Below are 19,998 nucleotides of genomic sequence, written 5' to 3' on the forward strand. Positions count from 1 at the left end.
CAAAAAAAGCACCCGAAGGTGCTTTTTTTTATCGCTTAAAAACTATTGATACCAATCAAACAATCTAAAAATATACGGCGCATAGGTCACAATCAGCAACGATGGGAACAGCACCATAATTGGCAATAACCAACGCTCATAGCGGTAATAGAACTTGGTATATTTCACTTTGGCTTCTGCATCGGCAGCCCGAACTTCATCATCTCCGACCGACATTCGCGTCAGCAGATGATTCAGGGCAACCGGCGGCGTGACATAACCCAATTCAAATGCAACCAGTACAATCATCCAGAAATGAATTGGATGAATACCATTTTCATAGGCTACCGGCGCAATGGTTGCAGCAACCAGAATTACCGCACCAAATGGGTCTGTAGTCATACCAATAATGGCAAGTAACAATGCGATAAATGCCAGTGAAATATAAATATTGCCCAAATGCGTTGGCAATAATTCAACCACTTCACTACGCTCGATCAAACCGCCTACACTTGCAGACAGGGCCATCAAGATGATTAGTGCACCAATATGACCAACCGTTTCTGCCGAAGCAAACCAGAGTGAATGGCCAAAGCCTCGCGCTTTCTCTCCCGCATGCGGCGTATGTTCGCGCATAAAGGTCGATTGCTTTTCATGTTCCAAGGCCAAAGCGGCATGTCGATCTGGTGGAGTTGCAAAACGATCACCCCACCACTTATCAAACATAATATAAGCAATCAAAATGATCGGTAAAATCACAGGTGCTGTGAATTCATCCATTTTGGTGTCTAGACCATATTTATATAAAGCAATCACAATAATCGTAATCACAATATAAGGAATCACCGGAACAATGGCTTTCAACATTCCGGGAACCGCAACTTTCGGTGAATTCACACGGAAACGTGTTTCGGCCAGATATAACGATACCCCAAGGAAGATAAATGCGGTCAGCCAGAAGACATAGATACCATGATTAAACAGTTCATCAGAAGTCACATGACGACTATCCAGCATCGAAATCAAAATCACCAATAGACATGGACGAATCACCACACCCAGCGAACCTGACATTGCAGATACTGCCAAGGCGTATTGACGACGAGAACCCGAGTTCCACACTTCCTTATAAATGATCGCACCTGCGGCAACAACGAAAATTCCTGAAGCGCCGGTATAAGCGGTTGGAATCGCAGCAGCAATCAAAATTAACCAGGTTAGCGTTTCTGGTGCAAGGTTCCACGGACGTAAAATCCCGAGGAATAAATCCATGACACGGGTTTGGGTCAGCAACATCCCTGCCCAGATAAACAGTGCAAGGTTTAAGAAGATGCCTGAGAATTCAACCAGAATCCCGAGGTAAATCCCTTGCCCCATTGGATAATCCATGACAAAGGTAAAGACAATCCCGGTCAGTAATGCCATGTAGGCATATAAAGGCACACTCAGTAAAGCTAAGCCGAAATTACCTTTGCCTTCCTGTTTGGCTGCAGGTGGCTTAATAAGCTGGAGTAAACTGATCAAGGTCAGGGTAATAAACAGGAAAATCCACAGCCAGTAAACCACCAGCGTTTCATAGCTCGAGGTCACACCTGAATTGATGATTGAATGATATTGACTGAGCACAGATGACGCCAGCAAACCATTACCGAGCATCATAAATAGCGCATAGACTCGATAATCCAGTTTGGTGGTTGGAGCACGCAAACCAATATGATGAAACTTCACTGATGCAGTAATCGCAGCAACCACGACCATCAATAATAAAATGATGACTCGATTTTCAGTCCCAAATTTAAAAACACCAAAGAACGATGTTTCAAGCGTACGATAGGCTCTGATTGTTGAATGCTCATCCATATATTGCATGGCTTTATCATAGAACTGATACTTTTCTTCGCACTGTTGTTGTCCCGCCAATACTGAAGCACGCACGTCTGCTTCCGATGTGGTACCAAAAATATCGGCAAATTCATCATTGGCATTGGCTTTCATTTGCTTCTGGACTTGCGCATCTACATCGGGATGACGGTCACAAGTGGGGGTTGTTGGCTCTGCACGTAAAAAGGAATATTGCATGCCAATTTCTTCATTGCCATACAAACGCTCTCCCACACGTAACAACTGACCATGAATCATCTCACCGGTACCGATGATGAGCGTCAGCAAAAGTAGCAATAGAATGACAAAAGTCGAAATCCACTCTGTCCATATATAACGTAACAGACCTAATCCTGATCTGTTATTTTCATCATTTTGCATGTGCATTCCTATTTTTTATCTTGGTTATTGCAACGGGTTCAGCAATACCAATTTTCCTTTTTCGAATAGAAAATACCCTTTCTCTATTCAATCTCTTTATTGTTATGAATAAATTTGCATCAATTCGGTATTAATAAAAATGACAATATCCATTTTCTTTTATGTTTTAAATGTCAATCTCATCACTATTCAAAGAAATAATCCCATAAAATATAAAACATTGCGATAATTACGCCTCCAATTACCCCTAATAAATGTGACTCAACCAATACCGGACTGCCAATCAGTTCAGCCGTCCCTACACTGCCGATGGTATTTTCCCAAATCAATTTGGCCAGAATAAGAAACAGGACAAACGCAGCGAAGTTACGCTCTTTCTTATACAGCAAATGTACGCATGCAACCGTGACATAAGCGCCGTGCAAGACCCCAGATAACCCTGCATAGGCTTCAATATCAGGAAAGAAATAGTAAAAACACAGACTAATAAATAAGGGAAGTAAAACAAGCAAAGCAACAAAATGCCAAACTTTTACCCGCGGAAAAATGAAAGGTAAACAGGCAAAAGCCAGCATGTTCAGCGCAAAATGGATCCATCCTACATGTACCCAATGCCCGGTCCATATCCGCCAAAATTCTTTAAAAAAGCCTGCTTGCCAATAAATAAATGAATCAGCGAAAACTTGAAGGCATGCCGAAAATGACACCACAATTGCAATAAAAACAATTTTCCGTGTGAGAAATTGGTCTTTCATTGACATGCCCTCTGTTTAAAATGACTGATCAAAGATTAAAATCATCCATTCAGGCCAATTAAAATCCTCTTTTAATTGAACTCAACTTAGGATTTAGCCGTTACCTCTTCACTAAATAAGTCATCCAATTCTGCGGTGTTCTCTTCATCATCCCAGAAGCGCTGCATACCATCATCGCTGGTACGGATACCGGTATGTTCAGTCCAATAACGGTCGGAAATACCCTGTACCATATTCTTCGACATGCTATCGACCAGCTTAAACTGTGGATTTACAGGTTTTTCTTCTGTACGAGAAGCAGCAAATGTTTTTAATGCCTCACGAATTTTGGCATCATCACCACTGGCTTGTGCAGCAACGGCATATAAGGCATGAGACAAACGTACCCCTTTTTGTTCACCCAATTGCACGGATTCTTTTAAGGTTTGATACGGATCAGGTTTGCCATCACCCGCACCCGGCAATAGTGTCCAAATTACAGCACGTGCTGCATTTGGTGCACCCCAGAATTTGGCATTGTCTAAACAGCTCATACCACGTTCAACCACTGCTGCAATATCTTTCGGTACATTGATTGCACCGCCAGAATTAATGTCATTGGTCATGGCTTGCAAACCACTAATCATCCCCATCAAATAAACGGTTTGATCCAGATCACTCTTCATTTTCGGGCAGCCCTCGCCCAGTTTCTTGTTATATTTTGCTGCCCAACGATTTTCCAGCAGCTGGTAACCTGCATATTGACGCTGTGCTGCAATCGCTGCCCATCGTTTTTGTTCTATACGGGCATCTTGCGCTTCTGAAACTTGACCCGCTTTAGAGGCGCGTAAATAACGCAACTCTGATTCGAGTGCCTGATTTTCAGCACAAATTCCAGACGAAGCATATAAAAGAACGGCAATACGGGTTGGATCTGCGCCCATATCCTTGGTTGACATAATGGCTGGGGTTAACGCATTCCCCGAATTACACGCCATATCAGCATCATCCATCGCTAAAATAGGCGGTACAATGTGTTTCTCACTAAAACCCAGTGCAACATTGGCCCCTGTTTTAACCACTTGAGAACAACCTGATAATAAAGAACTTGCAACTGCAACAACTGCCATACCCTGGCATATTTTTTGGACTCTCGACATTTTCCTGTCCTCTATAATTGTGTTTATGTCCATAGCAACTAAACATATCAGATGCGAAATCTGAATAAAAGAGTATTTACTCTAATCAGATCAGCTACTTTGCCATGAAATGAAGTTTGGAAAATTGACTGGATTGAATGAAGTTATAATTTTTGGGCAAAAAAAAGTAGCATTGCGACGGTTCGGCACATGCTACTTATCAAGGGGTCAAAGCCTAACGGCTTTCATGTTGTGCAAATCGATCCTTCAGCACGGTTCCTAGTCGTCCAATAACAATTGCCAAAACAATCGCTACCACCAGAAACATCCAAGTTGGAATCACCATCATGATTTCCTCATTTGCTGTTGGTAAATTTAATGTACATTTAGCGTAAATAATTAACAGGAAAAATTGTCTGACAATTGGGATATTTCGTCACTTTATATTAAATCTGTCTTACAAAGATGAATTTAAAATATCTATATCATTGATTATTAAGTTTTTTATAATATTTCAAAATATATAATTGTCTAACAATTAGATCAATTTCGCCAATTTATTTAATGCTTTCCACTGTTTTAGCGGCAGTTGATCGATCCAAATCAGGAGTGGTTTCTCCTGAAAATGCTGGAAATAAACCACAATATAAAGTTGATGATCAATAATATGACTAATCGAAACGCGTTTAATCTGTTCAGATTTAACACTTGAAAGTGACCACTCTCGCGCTTCTAAGTGTTCAAAGTAAATAGGTTGCGGTACTTTTAAACCGTAGGCATAAGCCATCAACCCCAGCAGAACACAAGTCAACCATAACCATGGCACTAAGAGTTGCTGCAAAAGGACAATCACCAGTGTAAAAATGATCAACTGAAACACAAAGGCCAAGCGACTGCGTTTCAGTTGAAAAGACCGATTAACCATGTACGTAGTGTTTCAACTTAACAATCAGATCTTTCATTTCAGGACGTGGTGGTTCAGACACTTCCATAAACCAATCCAGTAAGTCTGGATCTTCTTGTGCCACTAATTCAGCAAATACTTCTTTTTCCACAGCATCAGCTTTTAGATAATGATTTTTTACGTAGGGATCAAAGTACACATCAATTTCTTTTAGACCACGACGGGCACGATAAATTACTTTGCGTTCTTCCAAGCTCATTTCTTCACTCATAGCATTCCCCAATAGTGTCAAATTTTTGCTAGTTTACCCTATCAGTACTGCATGTTTCGACTCATTTCCTGCAATTGACCAAATTCATCATTAACTCCAAATATTTGAGCATTCAGCACATTGTCGCTTGCTGATGGATCTTTTACTTTCTATACAACAATGACTCTGAAAATGGACACAATAAAAATGCAATCAGCTGCAATCCGCCCCATAGCCAATATGTTACCGCGCAATCTATTCACAGCAGAGCATGATGCATTTCGTGAAACCGTGCGCAAGTTCTATGAAAAAGAAGTAGTGCCCAATATTGAAAAATATGAACAGCAACAGCATGTTGACCGTGATTTATGGAATAAAGCCGGTGCAATGGGACTGCTCTGCGCCACGATGCCAGAAGAATATGGGGGTTCAGGAGTTGACCGTCTTTACAGCATGATTCTGATTGAGGAACAGGCCTATGCCATGGATTCATCTACTGGCTTCTCGCTACACTCGGATATTGTTGCGAACTACTTAAATAATTTCGGTAATGAAAAGCAGAAATTAACATGGTTACCGAAAATGGCTTCAGGTGAAGTTGTTACTTCGATTGCCATGACTGAACCCGGAACAGGATCAGACCTACAGGCAGTACGCACCAGTGCAGTTTTAGATGGCGATGACTATTTGATTAATGGTTCAAAAATCTTTATCACCAATGGCTATTTATGCGACATGGCGATTGTGGTCTGCAAAACTGGCAGTGCAGATAAAGGTTCTGCCAATTTATCTTTGCTGATTGTTGAAGCGAATCGAGCAGGTTTTAGCAAAGGAAAACCACTCAACAAGATTGGCATGAAAGGACAAGATACCTGTGAATTGTTTTTCGATAATGTCCGCGTGCCTAAAGAAAACTTGCTCGGCATAGAAGGCATGGGTTTTATGATGCTAATGAAAGAATTGGCTTGGGAACGTATGCTGGTTGGCATCATCTGCCAAGCAGGTGCAGAAGCTGCATTCGCTCATACGGTAAAATACACCAAACAGCGTCAAGCCTTTGGCAAACCGATCAGCGCTTTTCAAAATACCCGTTTTAAGCTTGCCGAATTGCGTACCGAAATAGATTTCTGTCGTGCTTATTTAGACCGCTGCATGGAATTACAGCTTGAAGAAAAACTTGGAATTGATGCCGCCGCTGCTGCCAAGTACAAAATTTCTGAGATGTTCTCTAAGGTCGTCGATGAATGCCTTCAACTGCATGGTGGCTATGGCTACATGATGGAATACCCGATTGCACGTGCCTATATCGATAACCGTGCCAACCGGATCTATGCAGGAACCAATGAGATTATGAAAGAGTTAATTTCTCGTTCCCTGTAAATAAATAAAAAAGGAGCCTTAGGCTCCTTTTTTATTTGCTGTTTGAATTAAGACACTAATTTAGGTTTACGCGAATCTACGCCTGTGTGCTTTTGAAATTTAAGGACGCTATCCTCAAACTTGGCATTTTTTAATAATTTACGATCAGCCAGATAATTATTGGTCACGTTCCAAGGCGCATGTTTACCTTGCTTCGGCATGACATCCGCTGCACGTGCAATATAACCTGAAGATAAACTCCCCATCACGGTATCTTCCATTAATTCAGTCTGATCACCTTGAGCAATCACTTGGTCATAGCCATTCTTATCCATATAATTAATCAGACGACAAATATAATCAGCAACAATATCAACTTTAAGCGTCCACGATGCGTTGATATAACCAATAATCATCGCCATGTTTGGTACATCACTAACCATAATCCCTTGATACAACATATGTTTAGAGGTATCTATAGGCTTTCCATCAATACTGGCTTTAATACCGCCTAGAATTTGAATCTGCAAACCTGTCGCAGAGACAATAATGTCGGCATCCAAATGTTGGCCTGATTTCAGCTGAATACCCGTTTCAGTAAACTTCTCAATTTGATCCGTTTCTACACTCGCTTTGCCTGAGCGTAAAATCTTGAATAAATCACCATCAGGTACCACACAAAGACGTTGATCCCAAGGGTTATAAGATGGAGTAAAGTGTTTCATATCCACTTTACCCTTGAGTTGCATCTCAATGGATTTGAGTAAGAATTTACGCAGTAATTTCGGCTGCTTTTGGGCAAGCGCATAAATAGCACGTTGCATTCCAATATTACGTGCACGCGTCAGTTTATAAGCAAGATCTTCCGGTAAGACTTTACGCATTTTGTCATAAACAAAATCAACCGATGGAATAGAAGCAATATAGGTCGGTGAGCGTTGCAGCATGGTGACATGCGCTGCCCCACCTTTTGCCATTGCAGGCACCAAGGTGATGGCAGTTGCGCCACTGCCGATAATCACGACTTTTTTACCGGTATAGTCGAAATTTTCTGGCCAATGTTGTGGGTGAATAAACTGCCCTTTAAATGCGGCTTGATTTGGGAAATCTGGCTGAAAGCCTTGGTCATAGTTGTAATAGCCAGTGCAACCCAATACAAAATTGGCAATCCAGGTTTGTTGTTTTTGATTTTCATCTTCAATTTGTACCACCCACTTACTGATTGAAGAATCATAATTAGCTGATAGCACACGATGTTTAAAATGAATTTTGCTTTTTAATTGGTATTCATCAACAACTTCAAATAAATAGCCTTTGATGGATGCCCCATCCGCGAGGACATTGGCTTTCTGCCAAGGTTTAAAATTAAAGCCAAAGGTCGACATATCAGAGTCTGAACGAATCCCTGGGTATTTAAATAAATCCCAAGTTCCACCAAAACTTTCACGACGTTCAATAATATCAAATTGACGTTGCGGACAATTCTTCGAAAGATGTGCAGCAAGGCCAATACCTGAAATACCTGCGCCAACAATCAAAATATCAATGTGCTTTTCCATGTTCTTTTTATAACCTTGTTGAACTTTATTTTATTAAAGCATAAATTTGACAATACACAATGTCAAGTTTAAATAAATCTGACAAAAAATATATCAGTTCAGGACAAAAGCTAAAATTGTCTAACAATATAAAATCATCAGGCATAAAAAAAGACCGGTGAAACACCGGTCTTTTTCGAACAACTGAAGTTCTTTTTGCGAAATTATTTAACTTCGCGATCTACTAGCTCAACGTAAGCCATCGGTGCAGCATCACCTGCACGGAAGCCCGCTTTAAGAACACGTAGATAGCCGCCGTTACGTTCTTTGTAACGAGGGCCAAGAACTGTAAATAATTTACCTACAGTTGCAGCTGAACGAGTACGAGCAAACGCCAAACGACGGTTTGCTACAGAATCGACTTTAGCTAAAGTGATTAAAGGCTCAGCAACACGACGTAATTCTTTTGCTTTAGGAACAGTAGTTTTAATTAACTCGTGTTCGAACAAAGAATTAGCCATGTTTTGGAACATCGCTTTACGATGACTGCTTGTACGGCCTAATTTCACACCACTATTACGATGACGCATGGTGATAGTCCTACTTAATTAACGGCTACGATAAGCAAAGCGATCGTCCATGCGGAGGCTAGCCGGTGGCCAGTTCTCTAAACGCATGCCCAATTGCAAGCCTTTCGATGCCAGAACATCTTTGATTTCAGTTAACGATTTTTTACCCAAGTTAGGAGTTTTTAACAACTCAACTTCAGTACGTTGAACCAAATCACCGATGTAGTAAATATTTTCTGCTTTCAAACAGTTAGCAGAACGAACAGTAAGCTCTAGATCATCTACTGGACGAAGCAAGATTGGATCCACTTCTTCGCGAGGCTCTTGAGCAACAGGAGCTTGATCTTTCTGAAGATCAACAAAAATTGCAATTTGTTGTTGCAAGATTGTTGCCGCTTTGCGGATTGCTTCTTCTGGATCAACTGTACCGTTGGTTTCAAGGTCAATGATCAATTTATCAAGGTCAGTACGTTGTTCTACACGAGCATTTTCAACTGTGTAAGACACGCGCTTGATTGGGCTATAAGAAGCATCTAACTGTAAACGACCCACTGGGCGAGTTTCGCCTTCTGGGAAACGTGAGTCAGAAGTCTCATAACCGCGACCTTGAGAAACTTTCAGGCGCATTTTTAATGAGCCTGAAGCACTTAAAGTGCCAATCAAATGCTCAGGGTTTACCACTTCAACATTATGAGGTAAACGAAGATCAGCGGCTGTTACGTCGCCAGGACCTTGTTTTTCTAATGTCAAATATGCTTCGTTTTGATCGAACAGCTTAATCGACAATCCTTTTAGGTTCAGCAAGAGCTCGACGATGTCCTGCTGCAAGCCTTCCAAGGTACTGTACTCGTGCTCAACCCCTTCTATTTCAACTTCAACCACAGCAGCGCCAGGTAAAGAAGAAAGAAGGATACGACGTAAAGCATTACCCAGAGTATGACCAAAGCCACGCTCTAATGGTTCTAGAATCACTTTTGCCGAGGTCCCGCTAGCCGCTTCGACCTTGATCGCTTGCGGAGTTAGAAACTCATTTGCAGTACGCGTCATTATTGCTACCTCAAGGGATTATTTAGAATACAATTCTACAATCAAGCTTTCGTTGATTTCAGCAGGTAAATCAGAACGATCCGGTGCAGCTTTAAACGTACCTTCCAATTTAGAATGGTCAACTTCCATCCAAGAAGGAATACCACGTTGAGTAGCTAACTCGATTGCGCCTTTAATACGCAATTGTTGTTTAGCACCTTCGTGAACTGCAACCACGTCACCCGCTTTAACTTGGATTGAAGCGATGTTAACGCGACGACCATTTAAAGTGATTGAACGGTGAGATACAAGCTGACGAGCTTCTGCACGTGTAGAACCAAAACCCATGCGATAAACAACGTTATCAAGACGGCTTTCAAGCAATTTCAACAAGTTTTCACCTGTTGCGCCTTTAACACGAGCAGCTTCTTTATAGTAATTACTAAATTGACGTTCTAACACACCATACGTACGACGTACTTTTTGTTTTTCACGTAATTGTAGTGAGTACTCAGATTGTTTTGCGCGGCTTTGACCATGTTGGCCAGGAGCTTTCGCATGTTTTTTTGTCTTAACGTCAAACGGTTTAACGCCTGATTTAAGTTGCAGGTCTGTCCCTTCGCGGCGAGAGAGTTTGCATTTTGGACCAATATAACGAGCCATGAATGTTTCTCCTTACACGCGACGTTTTTTAGGTGGACGACAACCGTTGTGCGGGATTGGCGTCACATCGGTAATGCTGTTAATTTTATAACCCACTGCACCTAAAGCACGAACCGCAGATTCACGACCAGGACCAGGACCTTTTACAAGGACGTCCAAGTTTTTCAAACCGTAGTCTAAAGCAGCTTTACCAGCAACTTCAGCAGCTACCTGAGCAGCGAACGGAGTTGATTTACGTGATCCACGGAAGCCTTGTCCACCTGAAGTGGCCCAAGCCAGTGCATTACCTTGACGATCGGTAATAGTCACAATGGTGTTATTAAAAGAAGCGTGAATGTGTGCAACACCTTCAGAGACGGTACGGGTGACCTTCTTGCGTGTGCGAGTATCTTTAGCCATCTTTTAGCTTCCAGAAATCTTATTTCTTAATAGGTTTGCGCGGACCTTTACGGGTACGTGCGTTAGTTTTGGTGCGTTGTCCACGGACAGGCAAGCTGCGACGATGACGAAGACCACGGTAGCAGCCTAAATCCATTAAACGTTTAATGTTCATGGAAATTTCGCGACGTAAATCACCTTCGGTCGGAACCTTAGTAATTTCTGCACGAATCGCATCAAGCTGAGCATCATCCAATTCACGGATCTTAGTAGTAGTTGGAATACCTACAGCAGCTAAGATGCTCTTAGCAGTGTGGCGACCGATACCAAAGATATACGTGAGGGAGATAACAGCATGCTTGTTATCCGGAATGTTTACACCGGCAATACGAGCCATTCACTTTCTCCAAAAAGGCAGTAGAGATAATCAACCGCCCGACAAAAACCTTGAGGGGCGGATATTAACCCAATTCACCTACTGAAATCAACAGGTCTTGATTAGATTAACCTTGACGCTGTTTATGACGAGGTTCTGCGCTACAAATCACGCGGATAACCCCATTACGACGGATAACTTTACAGCTACCACAAATTTTTTTAACAGAAGCTTGTACTTTCATGATGAAACCTCAAGTGCGCTTATCCCTTAGGATGAGCAGTCGTTTTTCTCATTAACGTTTGATTATCGTATTGATGCGAGGTGAGATGTGCTTGCAGCTGAGCCATAAAGTCCATCACGACTACCACAACGATCAGCAAAGAGGTACCACCCAAAGAGAATGGAATACCAAATGAGCTCTGTAATACCATCGGCATTAAACAAATCACTGTGATATAAATCGCGCCAATAAAGGTCAAACGATTGAGAATATGATCTAAGTAACGAGCAGTTTGCTCACCTGGACGAATACCAGGCACATAAGCTCCGCTGCGTTTCAAGTTCTCTGACACTTCTTTAGGGCTAAATACTAGCGCAGTATAGAAGTAACAGAAAAAGATAATTAACGCACCAAAGAGCACCAAATACAACGGCTGTCCAGGCGACAACACGAGCGCCAAATCTTGCAGGCCACGTTTGATAAATCCTGCACTAGGATCAGCACTACCCACCCATTGCCCTAAGCTCGCAGGGAACAAAAGCAATGAACTGGCAAAAATTGCTGGAATCACACCCGCCATATTAATTTTTAATGGCAAATGTGTCTGCTGTGCAGTAAATACACGACGACCTTGTTGTTTTTGAGCGTAATTGACTGGTATACGACGTTGTGCTTTTTCAATAAACACAATCGCTGCTAACACACCGATAGATAACAAGCCAAAAATTACCAAGCCAATAAGACTTGTTTGACCATTATCTACTGATGATAAAGATTGCATAATTAAATTCGGCAATCCAGCAACAATACCCGCAAAGATGATCATGGATATACCATTCCCTACTCCGCGTTCAGTAATTTGCTCACCCAACCACATCAAGAACATGGTACCCGCAACCAGTGAAGTCACAGCAGGAATGTAAAAAGCCAGGCCTCCAGTCAAAGTAATCCCTTGACTAATAAGTCCTGCACACATCCCAACAGACTGCACAAGTGCAAGCAATAATGTACCTTGTCGCGTATATTGATTTATCTTACGCTTACCTTGTTCGCCTTCTTTCTTTAAAGCTTCCAGCGAAGGAACTACCGTAGACATTAACTGCACAATAATTGAAGCAGAAATGTAAGGCATGATCCCTAAAGCAAGAATTGACATCCGCTCTAATGCACCACCTGAAAACATGTTAAACAAACCCAGGATAGTACCTGAGTTTGCATTAAAAAGATTTTCGAGTGCAGCATTATTAATGCCTGGTACTGGAATATGTGCTCCTAGTCGAAAGACCATTAATGCACCAATAAGGAACATCATTCGGCGAATAATTTCACGATATTTCACATGAAACGGCTGCCCTTTCATCATGTTAACATGACCCGAAGAACTAGGAGACATAGACACTAGCGATTACTCCTCGACTTTGCCGCCAGCAGCTTCAACAGCAGCTTTAGCGCCTTTAGTCAATGCAACACCTTGAATAGTGAATGCACGAGTAATATCACCAGAAAGTACGATACGAGCACGAGTCATATCTCTACGTACAACATTCGCTGCTTTTAAGGTTTCAAGTGAAACGATGTCACCTTCAACTTTAGCAAGCTCAGATAAACGTACTTCAGCAGTTTTCAAAGCCAATTGGCTAGTGAAGCCGAATTTAGGCAAACGACGATATAACGCAGTTTGACCGCCTTCGAAACCTGGACGTGTACCACCGCTCTTACGCGAGTTTTGACCTTTGACACCACGGCCACCGGTCTTACCAACGCCAGAACCGATACCACGGCCTAGACGAAGGTTATCACGCTTAGCACCTTCTGCAGGTGCAATAGTATTTAAACGCAGAGTCATGGCTTATTCCTCTACACTAACCATATAGTAAACTTGGTTGATCATACCGCGGTTAGAAGGAGTATCAACAACTTCTACAGTATGACCAATACGACGCAGACCTAAACCTTGAAGGCTAAGCTTGTGATTTTTCAAGCGATGCGATGAAGATTTAGTCTGGGTAACTTTAATCGTTTTCATGATTGATTACCCTTGAATTTGTGCTACAGAAAGACCACGTTTCGCAGCGACTTTCTCAGGAGAAGTCATATCACGCAAACCTTTAAAAGTTGCGTTTACTACGTTAGCAGCGTTTGTAGAACCATAGCATTTTGTCAATACGTTATGCACGCCAACAGCTTCTAAAACTGCACGCATAGCACCACCAGCAATTACACCAGTACCTTCAGAAGCAGGTTGCATGTAAACGCGGCTTGCACCGTGACGAGCATTAATAGGGTGTTGTACAGTACCGTTAACAAGATCAACAGTAATCATGTTGCGACGTGCAGCTTCAAGTGCTTTAGAAATAGCAGCTGGAACTTCACGTGCTTTACCACGACCAAAACCTACGCGACCATTACCATCACCCACAACAGTTAATGCTGTGAAAGAGAAGATACGACCACCCTTAACAACTTTGGCTACACGATCAACGGCAACCAGCTTTTCAACAAGACCTTCGTTTTGTTCAACTTTAGCCATGATTAGAACTCCAAGCCGTTTTCACGAGCAGCATCAGCCAAGGCTTTGATACGACCATGATATTTAAAACCAGAACGGTCAAATGCAACTTTAGTTACACCAGCTGCTTTAGCACGTTCTGCGATTAAAGCACCTACTTTTTGAGCTGCTTCAACATTACCAGTTGTGCCAGCACGTAAAGTAGCATCTAAAGTTGAAGCTTGCGCTAAAACTTTGCCACCATCTGCTGAAATAACTTGAGCATAGATGTGACGCGGAGTGCGGTTTACACACAAGCGAGTCGCACCCAATGCACGGATGTGCAAGCGTGTGCTTTTCGCACGACGCAAACGGGATTGTTTCTTTTCGTTCATAAGAACCTCGCGCCTTATTTCTTCTTAGCTTCTTTACGAAGAACAACTTCATCCGAATAACGAACACCTTTACCTTTATAAGGCTCTGGTTCACGATATGAACGGATATCTGCAGCTACTTGACCCAACATATGTTTGCTTGCTGATTTCAAAATGATTTCAGTAGCAGTTGGAGTTTCAGCAGTTACACCTTCAGGAAGTTTATAATCGATAGGGTGTGAATAACCTAGGTTAAGATGAACAACATCACCTTTAACCGCAGCTTTATAACCAACACCGATTAGTTGTAACTTACGTTCGAAGCCTTCACTAACACCTTTAACAAGGTTGTTAAGAACAGCGCGAGCAGTACCAGCTTGCATCCAAGAATCTTTAGATTCTTTAACTGGAGCAATATGAAGCTGACCTTCTTCCTGTTTTAGCTCGACCAGCGCATGCAGGTTGAAAGACAATGTACCTTTACTGCCTTTCACTTCGACCTGCCGGCCGTTCTGAGTAACTGTAACGCCATTAGGCACAGTTACTGGGGCTTTAGCCACACGAGACATGAGGATTCACCTATTAAGAAACAAAAGCAATAACTTCACCACCGATACCAGCAGAACGTGCTGCGCGATCAGTCATGATGCCTTTGCTTGTAGAAACAATTGCAATACCTAAACCTTGCTTAACGCTAGGAAGTGCATCTTTACCGCGATACTGACGTAGACCTGGACGGCTTACGCGTTTCACAGTTTCGATAACTGGTTTGCCTTCAAAATATTTTAACGTAATTGTTAAAGTTGCTTTACCTTCAGCATCAGCAACTTCTACGTTAGAAATGTAACCCTCTTGTTGAAGAACGTTAGCAATAGCAACCTTCAACTTAGAGTTAGGCATAGAAACAGTTTGTTTCTTAGCCATTTGTGCGTTACGAACACGGGTTAGCATGTCGGCAACGGTATCTTGCATACTCATTATAGTCGCTCCTTACCAGCTTGCCTTAACCATGCCCGGTACATCACCTTGCATGACAGTTTCACGTAATTTGTTACGGCTTAAGCCGAACTTACGGAAGTAACCATGAGGACGACCAGTTAAACCACAACGGTTACGAAGACGTACTGGAGACGCATTACGTGGTAATGCCTGAAATTTCATCATCGCTTCGAAACGTTCTTCTTCTGTTGCATTTACATTTGCAATCGTAGCTTTTAATTCAGCACGTTTTGCAGCAAATTTAGCAACAGTTTTTTCGCGTTTCAATTCGCGATTAATCATACCTTTCTTAGCCATATCGACCTCTTATTTAAACGGGAAGCCGAATGCACGCAATAGCGCACGGCCTTCGTCATCGGTGCGAGCAGTCGTAGTAACGGTAATATCCATACCACGAATACGATCAATCTTATCAAAATCGATTTCAGGGAACATGATCTGTTCCTTCAAACCCATTGAGTAGTTCCCACGACCGTCAAATGATTTCGCAGAAAAACCACGGAAGTCACGGATACGAGGGATCGCAATAGAGATCAAACGGTCTAAGAATTCGTACATACGTTCGCCGCGTAAAGTAACTTTACAACCAATCGGCCAACCATCACGGATTTTAAAACCAGCGATAGATTTGCGAGCTAAAGTAAGTACTGGTTTTTGACCAGCAATTGCTTGCATATCAGAAAGAGCGCCGTCTAACAATTTCTTGTCAGCTGATGCAGCACCAACACCCATGTTGATGGTGATTTTTGTAATGCGAGGAATTTCCATCACATTCTTAACACCCAATGTTTCTAACAATTGAGCTTTAAGTTCTTCATTGTAACGTGTTTTAAGTCTGGCCATGGCCTATATCAACCTATTACTTCGCTACCGCCACTGATTCACCATTTGATTTGAATACGCGAGTTTTCACGCCTTCAGCATCAAATTGGTAACCAACACGGTCAGCCTTTTGGGTTGTAGCATTAAAAACTGCCACGTTTGAGATATGAAGCGTAGCTTCCTGAGTTACGATGCTGCCTTCAGCGCCAGTAGCTCGGTTCGGCTTTTGATGCTTCGTCACCAAGTTAAGGCCTTCAACCTTAACACGGTCATTTGAAACAGACAGAACAGTTCCCTGTTTGCCTTTTTCTTTACCTGCGATCACAATAATTTGATCGCCTTTTTTAATCTTAGCCATGAGTGCCTCTTATAGAACTTCAGGAGCCAATGAAATGATTTTCATGAACTGTTCAGTACGAAGTTCACGAGTCACTGGTCCGAAAATACGAGTTGCAATCGGCGCTTTGTTGTTGTTCAAAATCACAGCAGCATTGTCATCAAAACGGATGATAGAACCATCCGGACGACGTACACCGAATTTCGTACGTACAACTACAGCATTCATCACGTCGCCTTTTTTAACACGACCGCGAGGAATAGCTTCTTTTACAGTAACTTTAATAATATCGCCAACAGAAGCATAACGACGGTGTGAACCACCAAGTACTTTAATACATTGTACGCGGCGAGCACCACTGTTGTCTGCTACGTCGAGCATACTTTCGGTTTGAATCATTGCCCTACTCCAAAACCGAGCATCACCGGTCACAATTTCGAAAGGCTCAAAGAGTACTCGAAATCAACCGATGATGCAACAAGAACGTCTAATTACTCAGCAGCAGCTTCAATAACTTCCACTAAAGCCCAAGCTTTAGTTTTAGAAATTGGGCGGCTTTCTTTAATGGTTACCAAGTCGCCGGTTTTAGCAACATTGTTCTCATCATGAGCGTGTAATTTAGTTGAACGGCGGATTGATTTGCCATACAACGGGTGTTGAACGCGGCGTTCAATAAGCACAACAATAGACTTGTCCATTTTGTCGCTTACGACCTTGCCGGTTAACGTGCGAACTGTTTGTTCACTCATTGTCCGTTCCCCTGTTTTTCGGTAAGGAGTGTCTTGATACGAGCAATAGTCTTACGAGTAAGCGCAACTTCATGCGATTTACCCAATTGACCAGTTGCCTTAGCCATACGAAGACGGAATTGGTTAAGCTGTTGCTCATCAAGCAAAGCTGTCAACTCTTCTACCGATTTTTCACGTAGATCATTAGTTTTCATTACATCACCGTCTTAGTAACGATAGTGGTTTTAAACGGAAGCTTAGCAGCTGCAAGCGTAAACGCTTCACGTGCCAATTCTTCGCTAACACCATCCATTTCGTACAAGATCTTACCTGGTTTGATTTGGCAAACCCAGTATTCCACAGAACCTTTACCTTTACCCATACGAACTTCTAATGGCTTTTCAGTAATTGGTTTGTCTGGGAAAACACGGATAAAGATCTTACCACCACGTTTTACACGACGGCTGATTGTACGACGCGCAGCTTCAATTTGACGAGCGGTCATTTGACCACGCTCGAGAGATTTAAGTGCAATAGTACCGAAAGATACAGTGCTACCACGATGCGCTAGACCAGTGTTACGGCCCTTTTGTACCTTACGGAACTTAGTACGTTTAGGTTGCAACATGGATTATTCTCCTTTTTCAGCAGAACGATCATTGCGACGACCACGACGCTCCTGACCTTCACCACGACCGCGACCGCGTTTAGCTGGACGTTCTTCAGCAGGAGCAGGGTTCATGACTTGTTTCATGCCACCTAAGATCTCGCCACGGAATACCCAAACTTTAACACCAATCGTACCGTATGTAGTTTCAGCACGTACAGATGAGTAGTCGATGTCAGCACGAAGTGTATGCAAAGGTACACGACCTTCACGATACCATTCAGTACGGGCAATCTCTGCACCACCTAAACGACCAGAAACTTCAACTTTGATACCTTTAGCACCAGCACGCATAGAGTTTTGAACCGCACGCTTCATAGCACGACGGAACATTACACGTTTTTCTAGTTGAGAAGCGATTGCTTCAGCAACTAAACGAGCGTCTAAATCTGGGCGATCGATTTCGTTGATGCTTACTTGCGCAGGAACACCCATGATAGATGTTAATTCGCGTTGTAATTTCTCAATGTCTTCGCCTTTTTTACCGATAACGATACCTGGACGAGCAGTGCTAATCGTAATTTTAGCAGCACCTGTAGGACGTTCGATAAGAATTTTGCTAATCATCGCGTTTTTAAGTTTTTTGTTCAAAAACTCACGAACTTGAAGATCTTTAAGCAAATATTCAGCGTATTGTTTCGGACTCGCATACCAGTTAGCGTTATGACGTTTCACAACACCTAGGCGGATACCGATTGGATGAACCTTCTGACCCATATCAAACCCCTACCTTAACGGTGATGTGACAAGTACGCTTAGTGATACGATCTGCACGGCCTTTAGCACGTGGCATAATACGTTTAAGGCTCACACCTTCGTCAACGTAAATCGTAGCAACTTTAAGGTCGTCTACATCTAAACTGTTATTGTGTTCAGCGTTTGCAACTGCAGATTCCAACGCTTTTTTCACTAAAACTGCAGCTTTTTTGTTGCTGAAGTTTAAGATATTTAAAGCGTGAGCAATAGATTTGCCACGAATCAAATCTGCAACCAAACGTGCTTTTTGTGCCGAGATAGCGGCACCGCGTAATTTAGCAGTAACTTCCATCATAGCACCTTAACGTTTAGATTTCTTGTCAACACCGTGACCACGATAGGTACGAGTTGGCGCGAATTCACCGAGTTTATGACCAACCATATGTTCAGATACAATTACCGGAACATGGTTACGACCATTATGAACAGAAATTGTTAAACCAACAAAATCTGGGAGTATCATCGAACGACGCGACCAAGTTTTGATCGGCTTACGGTTATTAGCCGCGATAGCCGCTTCAACCTTAGCGAACAAGTGCGCATCGACGAATGGGCCTTTTTTCAGAGAACGAGGCATTGTCAGATTCCTTTACTTGTTACTTAACGCGACGGTCGCGAATAATCATCTTAGTCGTACGCTTGTTGGTACGTGTTTTGTACCCTTTAGCTTTTTGACCCCATGGGCTTACAGGTTGAATACCTTTATTACGCCCTTCACCACCACCATGTGGATGGTCAACTGGGTTCATAGCCATACCACGTACGGTAGGACGAACGCCACGCCAGCGTGAAGCACCCGCTTTACCGAGTGAACGAAGGTTGCTTTCTTGGTTAGAAACTTCACCAAGTACAGCACGGCATTCAACGTGAATTTTACGCATTTCGCCAGAACGTAGACGAACAATTGCGTAAGAACCGTCACGACCCAACAACTGAACAGAAGTACCAGCTGAACGAGCTAATTGCGCGCCTTTACCGATTTTAAGTTCGATGTTGTGCAGAGTAGAACCGATAGGCATGTTGCGAAGTGGCAAGCAGTTACCTGGACGAATTGGAGCATCGTTACCAGATTGTACTTTATCACCAGCACGTAAACCTTTAGGAGCGATGATATAACGACGTTCACCATCAGCATACAATACCAAAGCAATGTGTGCAGTACGGTTAGGATCGTATTCGATACGCTCTACAGTTGCAGGAATACCATCTTTGTTACGTTTGAAGTCAACAATACGGTAGTTCTGCTTATGACCGCCACCAACGTGACGAGTCGTAATGTGACCGTTGTTATTACGACCACCAGTACGTTTTTTAGCTTCAACCAACGGAGCATAAGGCGCGCCTTTGTGAAGATGGTCATGAACGACTTTCTCTACAAAGCGACGTCCTGGTGACGTTGGCTTACATTTTTGAATAGGCATAATTCT

Annotated in this window: 30 protein-coding genes and 1 pseudogene; 1 reads left to right on the forward strand and 30 read right to left on the reverse strand. The window is 42.6% G+C overall.

Annotated features, from left to right (window positions below; translation table 11 throughout):
- Window positions 1-42: 42 nt before the first annotated feature.
- From HLH14_RS07945 to HLH14_RS07965, 5 genes are all read right to left on the reverse strand, one after another.
- The gene (locus HLH14_RS07945) at window positions 43-2,241 is read right to left on the reverse strand and encodes a TRAP transporter large permease subunit (protein ID WP_067723770.1); all 2,199 of its coding nucleotides are present in this window, start codon (window positions 2,239-2,241) and stop codon (window positions 43-45) included.
- Window positions 2,242-2,426: 185 nt separating this feature from the next.
- The gene (gene rrtA, locus HLH14_RS07950) at window positions 2,427-2,996 is read right to left on the reverse strand and encodes a rhombosortase (protein WP_131270564.1); all 570 of its coding nucleotides are present in this window, start codon (window positions 2,994-2,996) and stop codon (window positions 2,427-2,429) included.
- An 86-nt stretch (window positions 2,997-3,082) separates the two neighbouring features.
- Window positions 3,083-4,135, reverse strand: coding sequence for a hypothetical protein (locus HLH14_RS07955; RefSeq protein WP_067723772.1), 1,053 nt, complete (start codon window positions 4,133-4,135; stop codon window positions 3,083-3,085).
- A 517-nt stretch (window positions 4,136-4,652) separates the two neighbouring features.
- The gene (locus HLH14_RS07960; RefSeq protein WP_067723773.1) at window positions 4,653-5,039 is read right to left on the reverse strand and encodes a hypothetical protein; all 387 of its coding nucleotides are present in this window, start codon (window positions 5,037-5,039) and stop codon (window positions 4,653-4,655) included.
- Complete coding sequence (locus tag HLH14_RS07965; protein ID WP_067723774.1) at window positions 5,032-5,289, reverse strand: FAD assembly factor SdhE; 258 nt, start codon at window positions 5,287-5,289, stop codon at window positions 5,032-5,034. Before HLH14_RS07965 ends, HLH14_RS07960 begins: the two co-directional genes overlap by 8 nt.
- A 186-nt stretch (window positions 5,290-5,475) precedes the next feature.
- Here HLH14_RS07965 and HLH14_RS07970 point away from each other — a divergent pair, with 186 nt between their 5' ends.
- On the forward strand, window positions 5,476-6,648 hold the full coding sequence (locus HLH14_RS07970; RefSeq protein WP_067723775.1) for an acyl-CoA dehydrogenase family protein: 1,173 nt from the start codon (window positions 5,476-5,478) through the stop codon (window positions 6,646-6,648).
- A 47-nt stretch (window positions 6,649-6,695) separates the two neighbouring features.
- Here HLH14_RS07970 and HLH14_RS07975 read toward each other — a convergent pair whose 3' ends face one another.
- The 25 genes and pseudogenes from HLH14_RS07975 to rplB form a co-directional block, all read right to left on the reverse strand.
- Complete coding sequence (locus HLH14_RS07975) at window positions 6,696-8,186, reverse strand: flavin-containing monooxygenase (RefSeq protein WP_067726620.1); 1,491 nt, start codon at window positions 8,184-8,186, stop codon at window positions 6,696-6,698.
- Window positions 8,187-8,389: 203 nt separating this feature from the next.
- Complete coding sequence (gene rplQ / locus HLH14_RS07980) at window positions 8,390-8,755, reverse strand: 50S ribosomal protein L17 (protein ID WP_067726622.1); 366 nt, start codon at window positions 8,753-8,755, stop codon at window positions 8,390-8,392.
- An 18-nt stretch (window positions 8,756-8,773) separates the two neighbouring features.
- Window positions 8,774-9,781, reverse strand: a complete 1,008-nt coding sequence (locus HLH14_RS07985; protein WP_004650465.1) for a DNA-directed RNA polymerase subunit alpha — start codon at window positions 9,779-9,781, stop codon at window positions 8,774-8,776.
- An 18-nt stretch (window positions 9,782-9,799) separates the two neighbouring features.
- On the reverse strand, window positions 9,800-10,423 hold the full coding sequence (rpsD, locus tag HLH14_RS07990) for a 30S ribosomal protein S4 (RefSeq protein ID WP_067726624.1): 624 nt from the start codon (window positions 10,421-10,423) through the stop codon (window positions 9,800-9,802).
- A gap of 12 nt (window positions 10,424-10,435) precedes the next feature.
- Window positions 10,436-10,822 (reverse strand): 30S ribosomal protein S11, encoded by a 387-nt coding sequence (gene rpsK, locus HLH14_RS07995; protein WP_001040166.1) that lies wholly within the window; start codon window positions 10,820-10,822, stop codon window positions 10,436-10,438.
- Window positions 10,823-10,841: 19 nt separating this feature from the next.
- Window positions 10,842-11,198, reverse strand: coding sequence for a 30S ribosomal protein S13 (gene rpsM, locus HLH14_RS08000; RefSeq protein WP_067726626.1), 357 nt, complete (start codon window positions 11,196-11,198; stop codon window positions 10,842-10,844).
- Window positions 11,199-11,304: 106 nt separating this feature from the next.
- On the reverse strand, window positions 11,305-11,421 hold the full coding sequence (gene rpmJ, locus HLH14_RS08005; RefSeq protein WP_000867907.1) for a 50S ribosomal protein L36: 117 nt from the start codon (window positions 11,419-11,421) through the stop codon (window positions 11,305-11,307).
- Window positions 11,422-11,440: 19 nt separating this feature from the next.
- A complete protein-coding gene (gene secY / locus HLH14_RS08010) occupies window positions 11,441-12,760 on the reverse strand; it encodes a preprotein translocase subunit SecY (protein ID WP_171255236.1) in 1,320 nt (439 codons plus the stop codon).
- A gap of 45 nt (window positions 12,761-12,805) precedes the next feature.
- Complete coding sequence (rplO, locus tag HLH14_RS08015; protein ID WP_067726631.1) at window positions 12,806-13,246, reverse strand: 50S ribosomal protein L15; 441 nt, start codon at window positions 13,244-13,246, stop codon at window positions 12,806-12,808.
- A 3-nt stretch (window positions 13,247-13,249) separates the two neighbouring features.
- Window positions 13,250-13,426 carry a 50S ribosomal protein L30 gene (gene rpmD, locus HLH14_RS08020; protein ID WP_067726633.1) on the reverse strand — a complete coding sequence of 59 codons (177 nt, stop codon included), beginning with the start codon at window positions 13,424-13,426 and terminating at the stop codon, window positions 13,250-13,252.
- A gap of 6 nt (window positions 13,427-13,432) precedes the next feature.
- Window positions 13,433-13,930 carry a 30S ribosomal protein S5 gene (rpsE, locus tag HLH14_RS08025; RefSeq protein ID WP_067726635.1) on the reverse strand — a complete coding sequence of 166 codons (498 nt, stop codon included), beginning with the start codon at window positions 13,928-13,930 and terminating at the stop codon, window positions 13,433-13,435.
- Between the two features lie 2 nt (window positions 13,931-13,932).
- Window positions 13,933-14,283, reverse strand: a complete 351-nt coding sequence (rplR, locus tag HLH14_RS08030) for a 50S ribosomal protein L18 (RefSeq protein WP_004281497.1) — start codon at window positions 14,281-14,283, stop codon at window positions 13,933-13,935.
- A gap of 14 nt (window positions 14,284-14,297) precedes the next feature.
- Window positions 14,298-14,831 (reverse strand): 50S ribosomal protein L6, encoded by a 534-nt coding sequence (gene rplF, locus HLH14_RS08035; RefSeq protein WP_067726637.1) that lies wholly within the window; start codon window positions 14,829-14,831, stop codon window positions 14,298-14,300.
- A gap of 13 nt (window positions 14,832-14,844) precedes the next feature.
- Entirely contained in the window at window positions 14,845-15,240 is a 396-nt protein-coding gene (gene rpsH, locus HLH14_RS08040; protein WP_067726639.1) for a 30S ribosomal protein S8, read from the reverse strand.
- A gap of 12 nt (window positions 15,241-15,252) precedes the next feature.
- Window positions 15,253-15,558: a 30S ribosomal protein S14 gene (gene rpsN, locus HLH14_RS08045; protein WP_067726641.1), complete on the reverse strand. Its 306-nt coding sequence runs from the start codon at window positions 15,556-15,558 to the stop codon at window positions 15,253-15,255.
- 9 nt (window positions 15,559-15,567) lie between these two features.
- Complete coding sequence (rplE, locus tag HLH14_RS08050; protein WP_067726643.1) at window positions 15,568-16,104, reverse strand: 50S ribosomal protein L5; 537 nt, start codon at window positions 16,102-16,104, stop codon at window positions 15,568-15,570.
- A gap of 16 nt (window positions 16,105-16,120) precedes the next feature.
- Window positions 16,121-16,441 carry a 50S ribosomal protein L24 gene (rplX, locus tag HLH14_RS08055; protein ID WP_067726645.1) on the reverse strand — a complete coding sequence of 107 codons (321 nt, stop codon included), beginning with the start codon at window positions 16,439-16,441 and terminating at the stop codon, window positions 16,121-16,123.
- A gap of 9 nt (window positions 16,442-16,450) precedes the next feature.
- Window positions 16,451-16,819 carry a 50S ribosomal protein L14 gene (gene rplN / locus HLH14_RS08060; protein WP_004650480.1) on the reverse strand — a complete coding sequence of 123 codons (369 nt, stop codon included), beginning with the start codon at window positions 16,817-16,819 and terminating at the stop codon, window positions 16,451-16,453.
- A 92-nt stretch (window positions 16,820-16,911) separates the two neighbouring features.
- Entirely contained in the window at window positions 16,912-17,169 is a 258-nt protein-coding gene (gene rpsQ, locus HLH14_RS08065; protein ID WP_067726647.1) for a 30S ribosomal protein S17, read from the reverse strand.
- Complete coding sequence (rpmC, locus tag HLH14_RS08070) at window positions 17,166-17,363, reverse strand: 50S ribosomal protein L29 (protein ID WP_005012982.1); 198 nt, start codon at window positions 17,361-17,363, stop codon at window positions 17,166-17,168. Before rpmC ends, rpsQ begins: the two co-directional genes overlap by 4 nt.
- A complete protein-coding gene (rplP, locus tag HLH14_RS08075) occupies window positions 17,363-17,776 on the reverse strand; it encodes a 50S ribosomal protein L16 (RefSeq protein WP_067726649.1) in 414 nt (137 codons plus the stop codon). Before rplP ends, rpmC begins: the two co-directional genes overlap by 1 nt.
- Window positions 17,716-18,532, reverse strand: a pseudogene (rpsC, locus tag HLH14_RS08080) (30S ribosomal protein S3). The gene rplP and the pseudogene rpsC overlap by 61 nt, the downstream one beginning before the upstream one ends.
- 1 nt (window position 18,533) lies before the next feature.
- Window positions 18,534-18,863, reverse strand: a complete 330-nt coding sequence (rplV, locus tag HLH14_RS08085; RefSeq protein ID WP_039619839.1) for a 50S ribosomal protein L22 — start codon at window positions 18,861-18,863, stop codon at window positions 18,534-18,536.
- A 9-nt stretch (window positions 18,864-18,872) separates the two neighbouring features.
- On the reverse strand, window positions 18,873-19,148 hold the full coding sequence (gene rpsS, locus HLH14_RS08090; protein ID WP_004281508.1) for a 30S ribosomal protein S19: 276 nt from the start codon (window positions 19,146-19,148) through the stop codon (window positions 18,873-18,875).
- 19 nt (window positions 19,149-19,167) lie between these two features.
- Window positions 19,168-19,992, reverse strand: coding sequence for a 50S ribosomal protein L2 (rplB, locus tag HLH14_RS08095; protein WP_067726653.1), 825 nt, complete (start codon window positions 19,990-19,992; stop codon window positions 19,168-19,170).
- Window positions 19,993-19,998 lie beyond the last annotated feature (6 nt).

The sequence above is a fragment of the Acinetobacter terrae genome (assembly GCF_013004375.1).
Taxonomy (GTDB): domain Bacteria; phylum Pseudomonadota; class Gammaproteobacteria; order Pseudomonadales; family Moraxellaceae; genus Acinetobacter; species Acinetobacter terrae.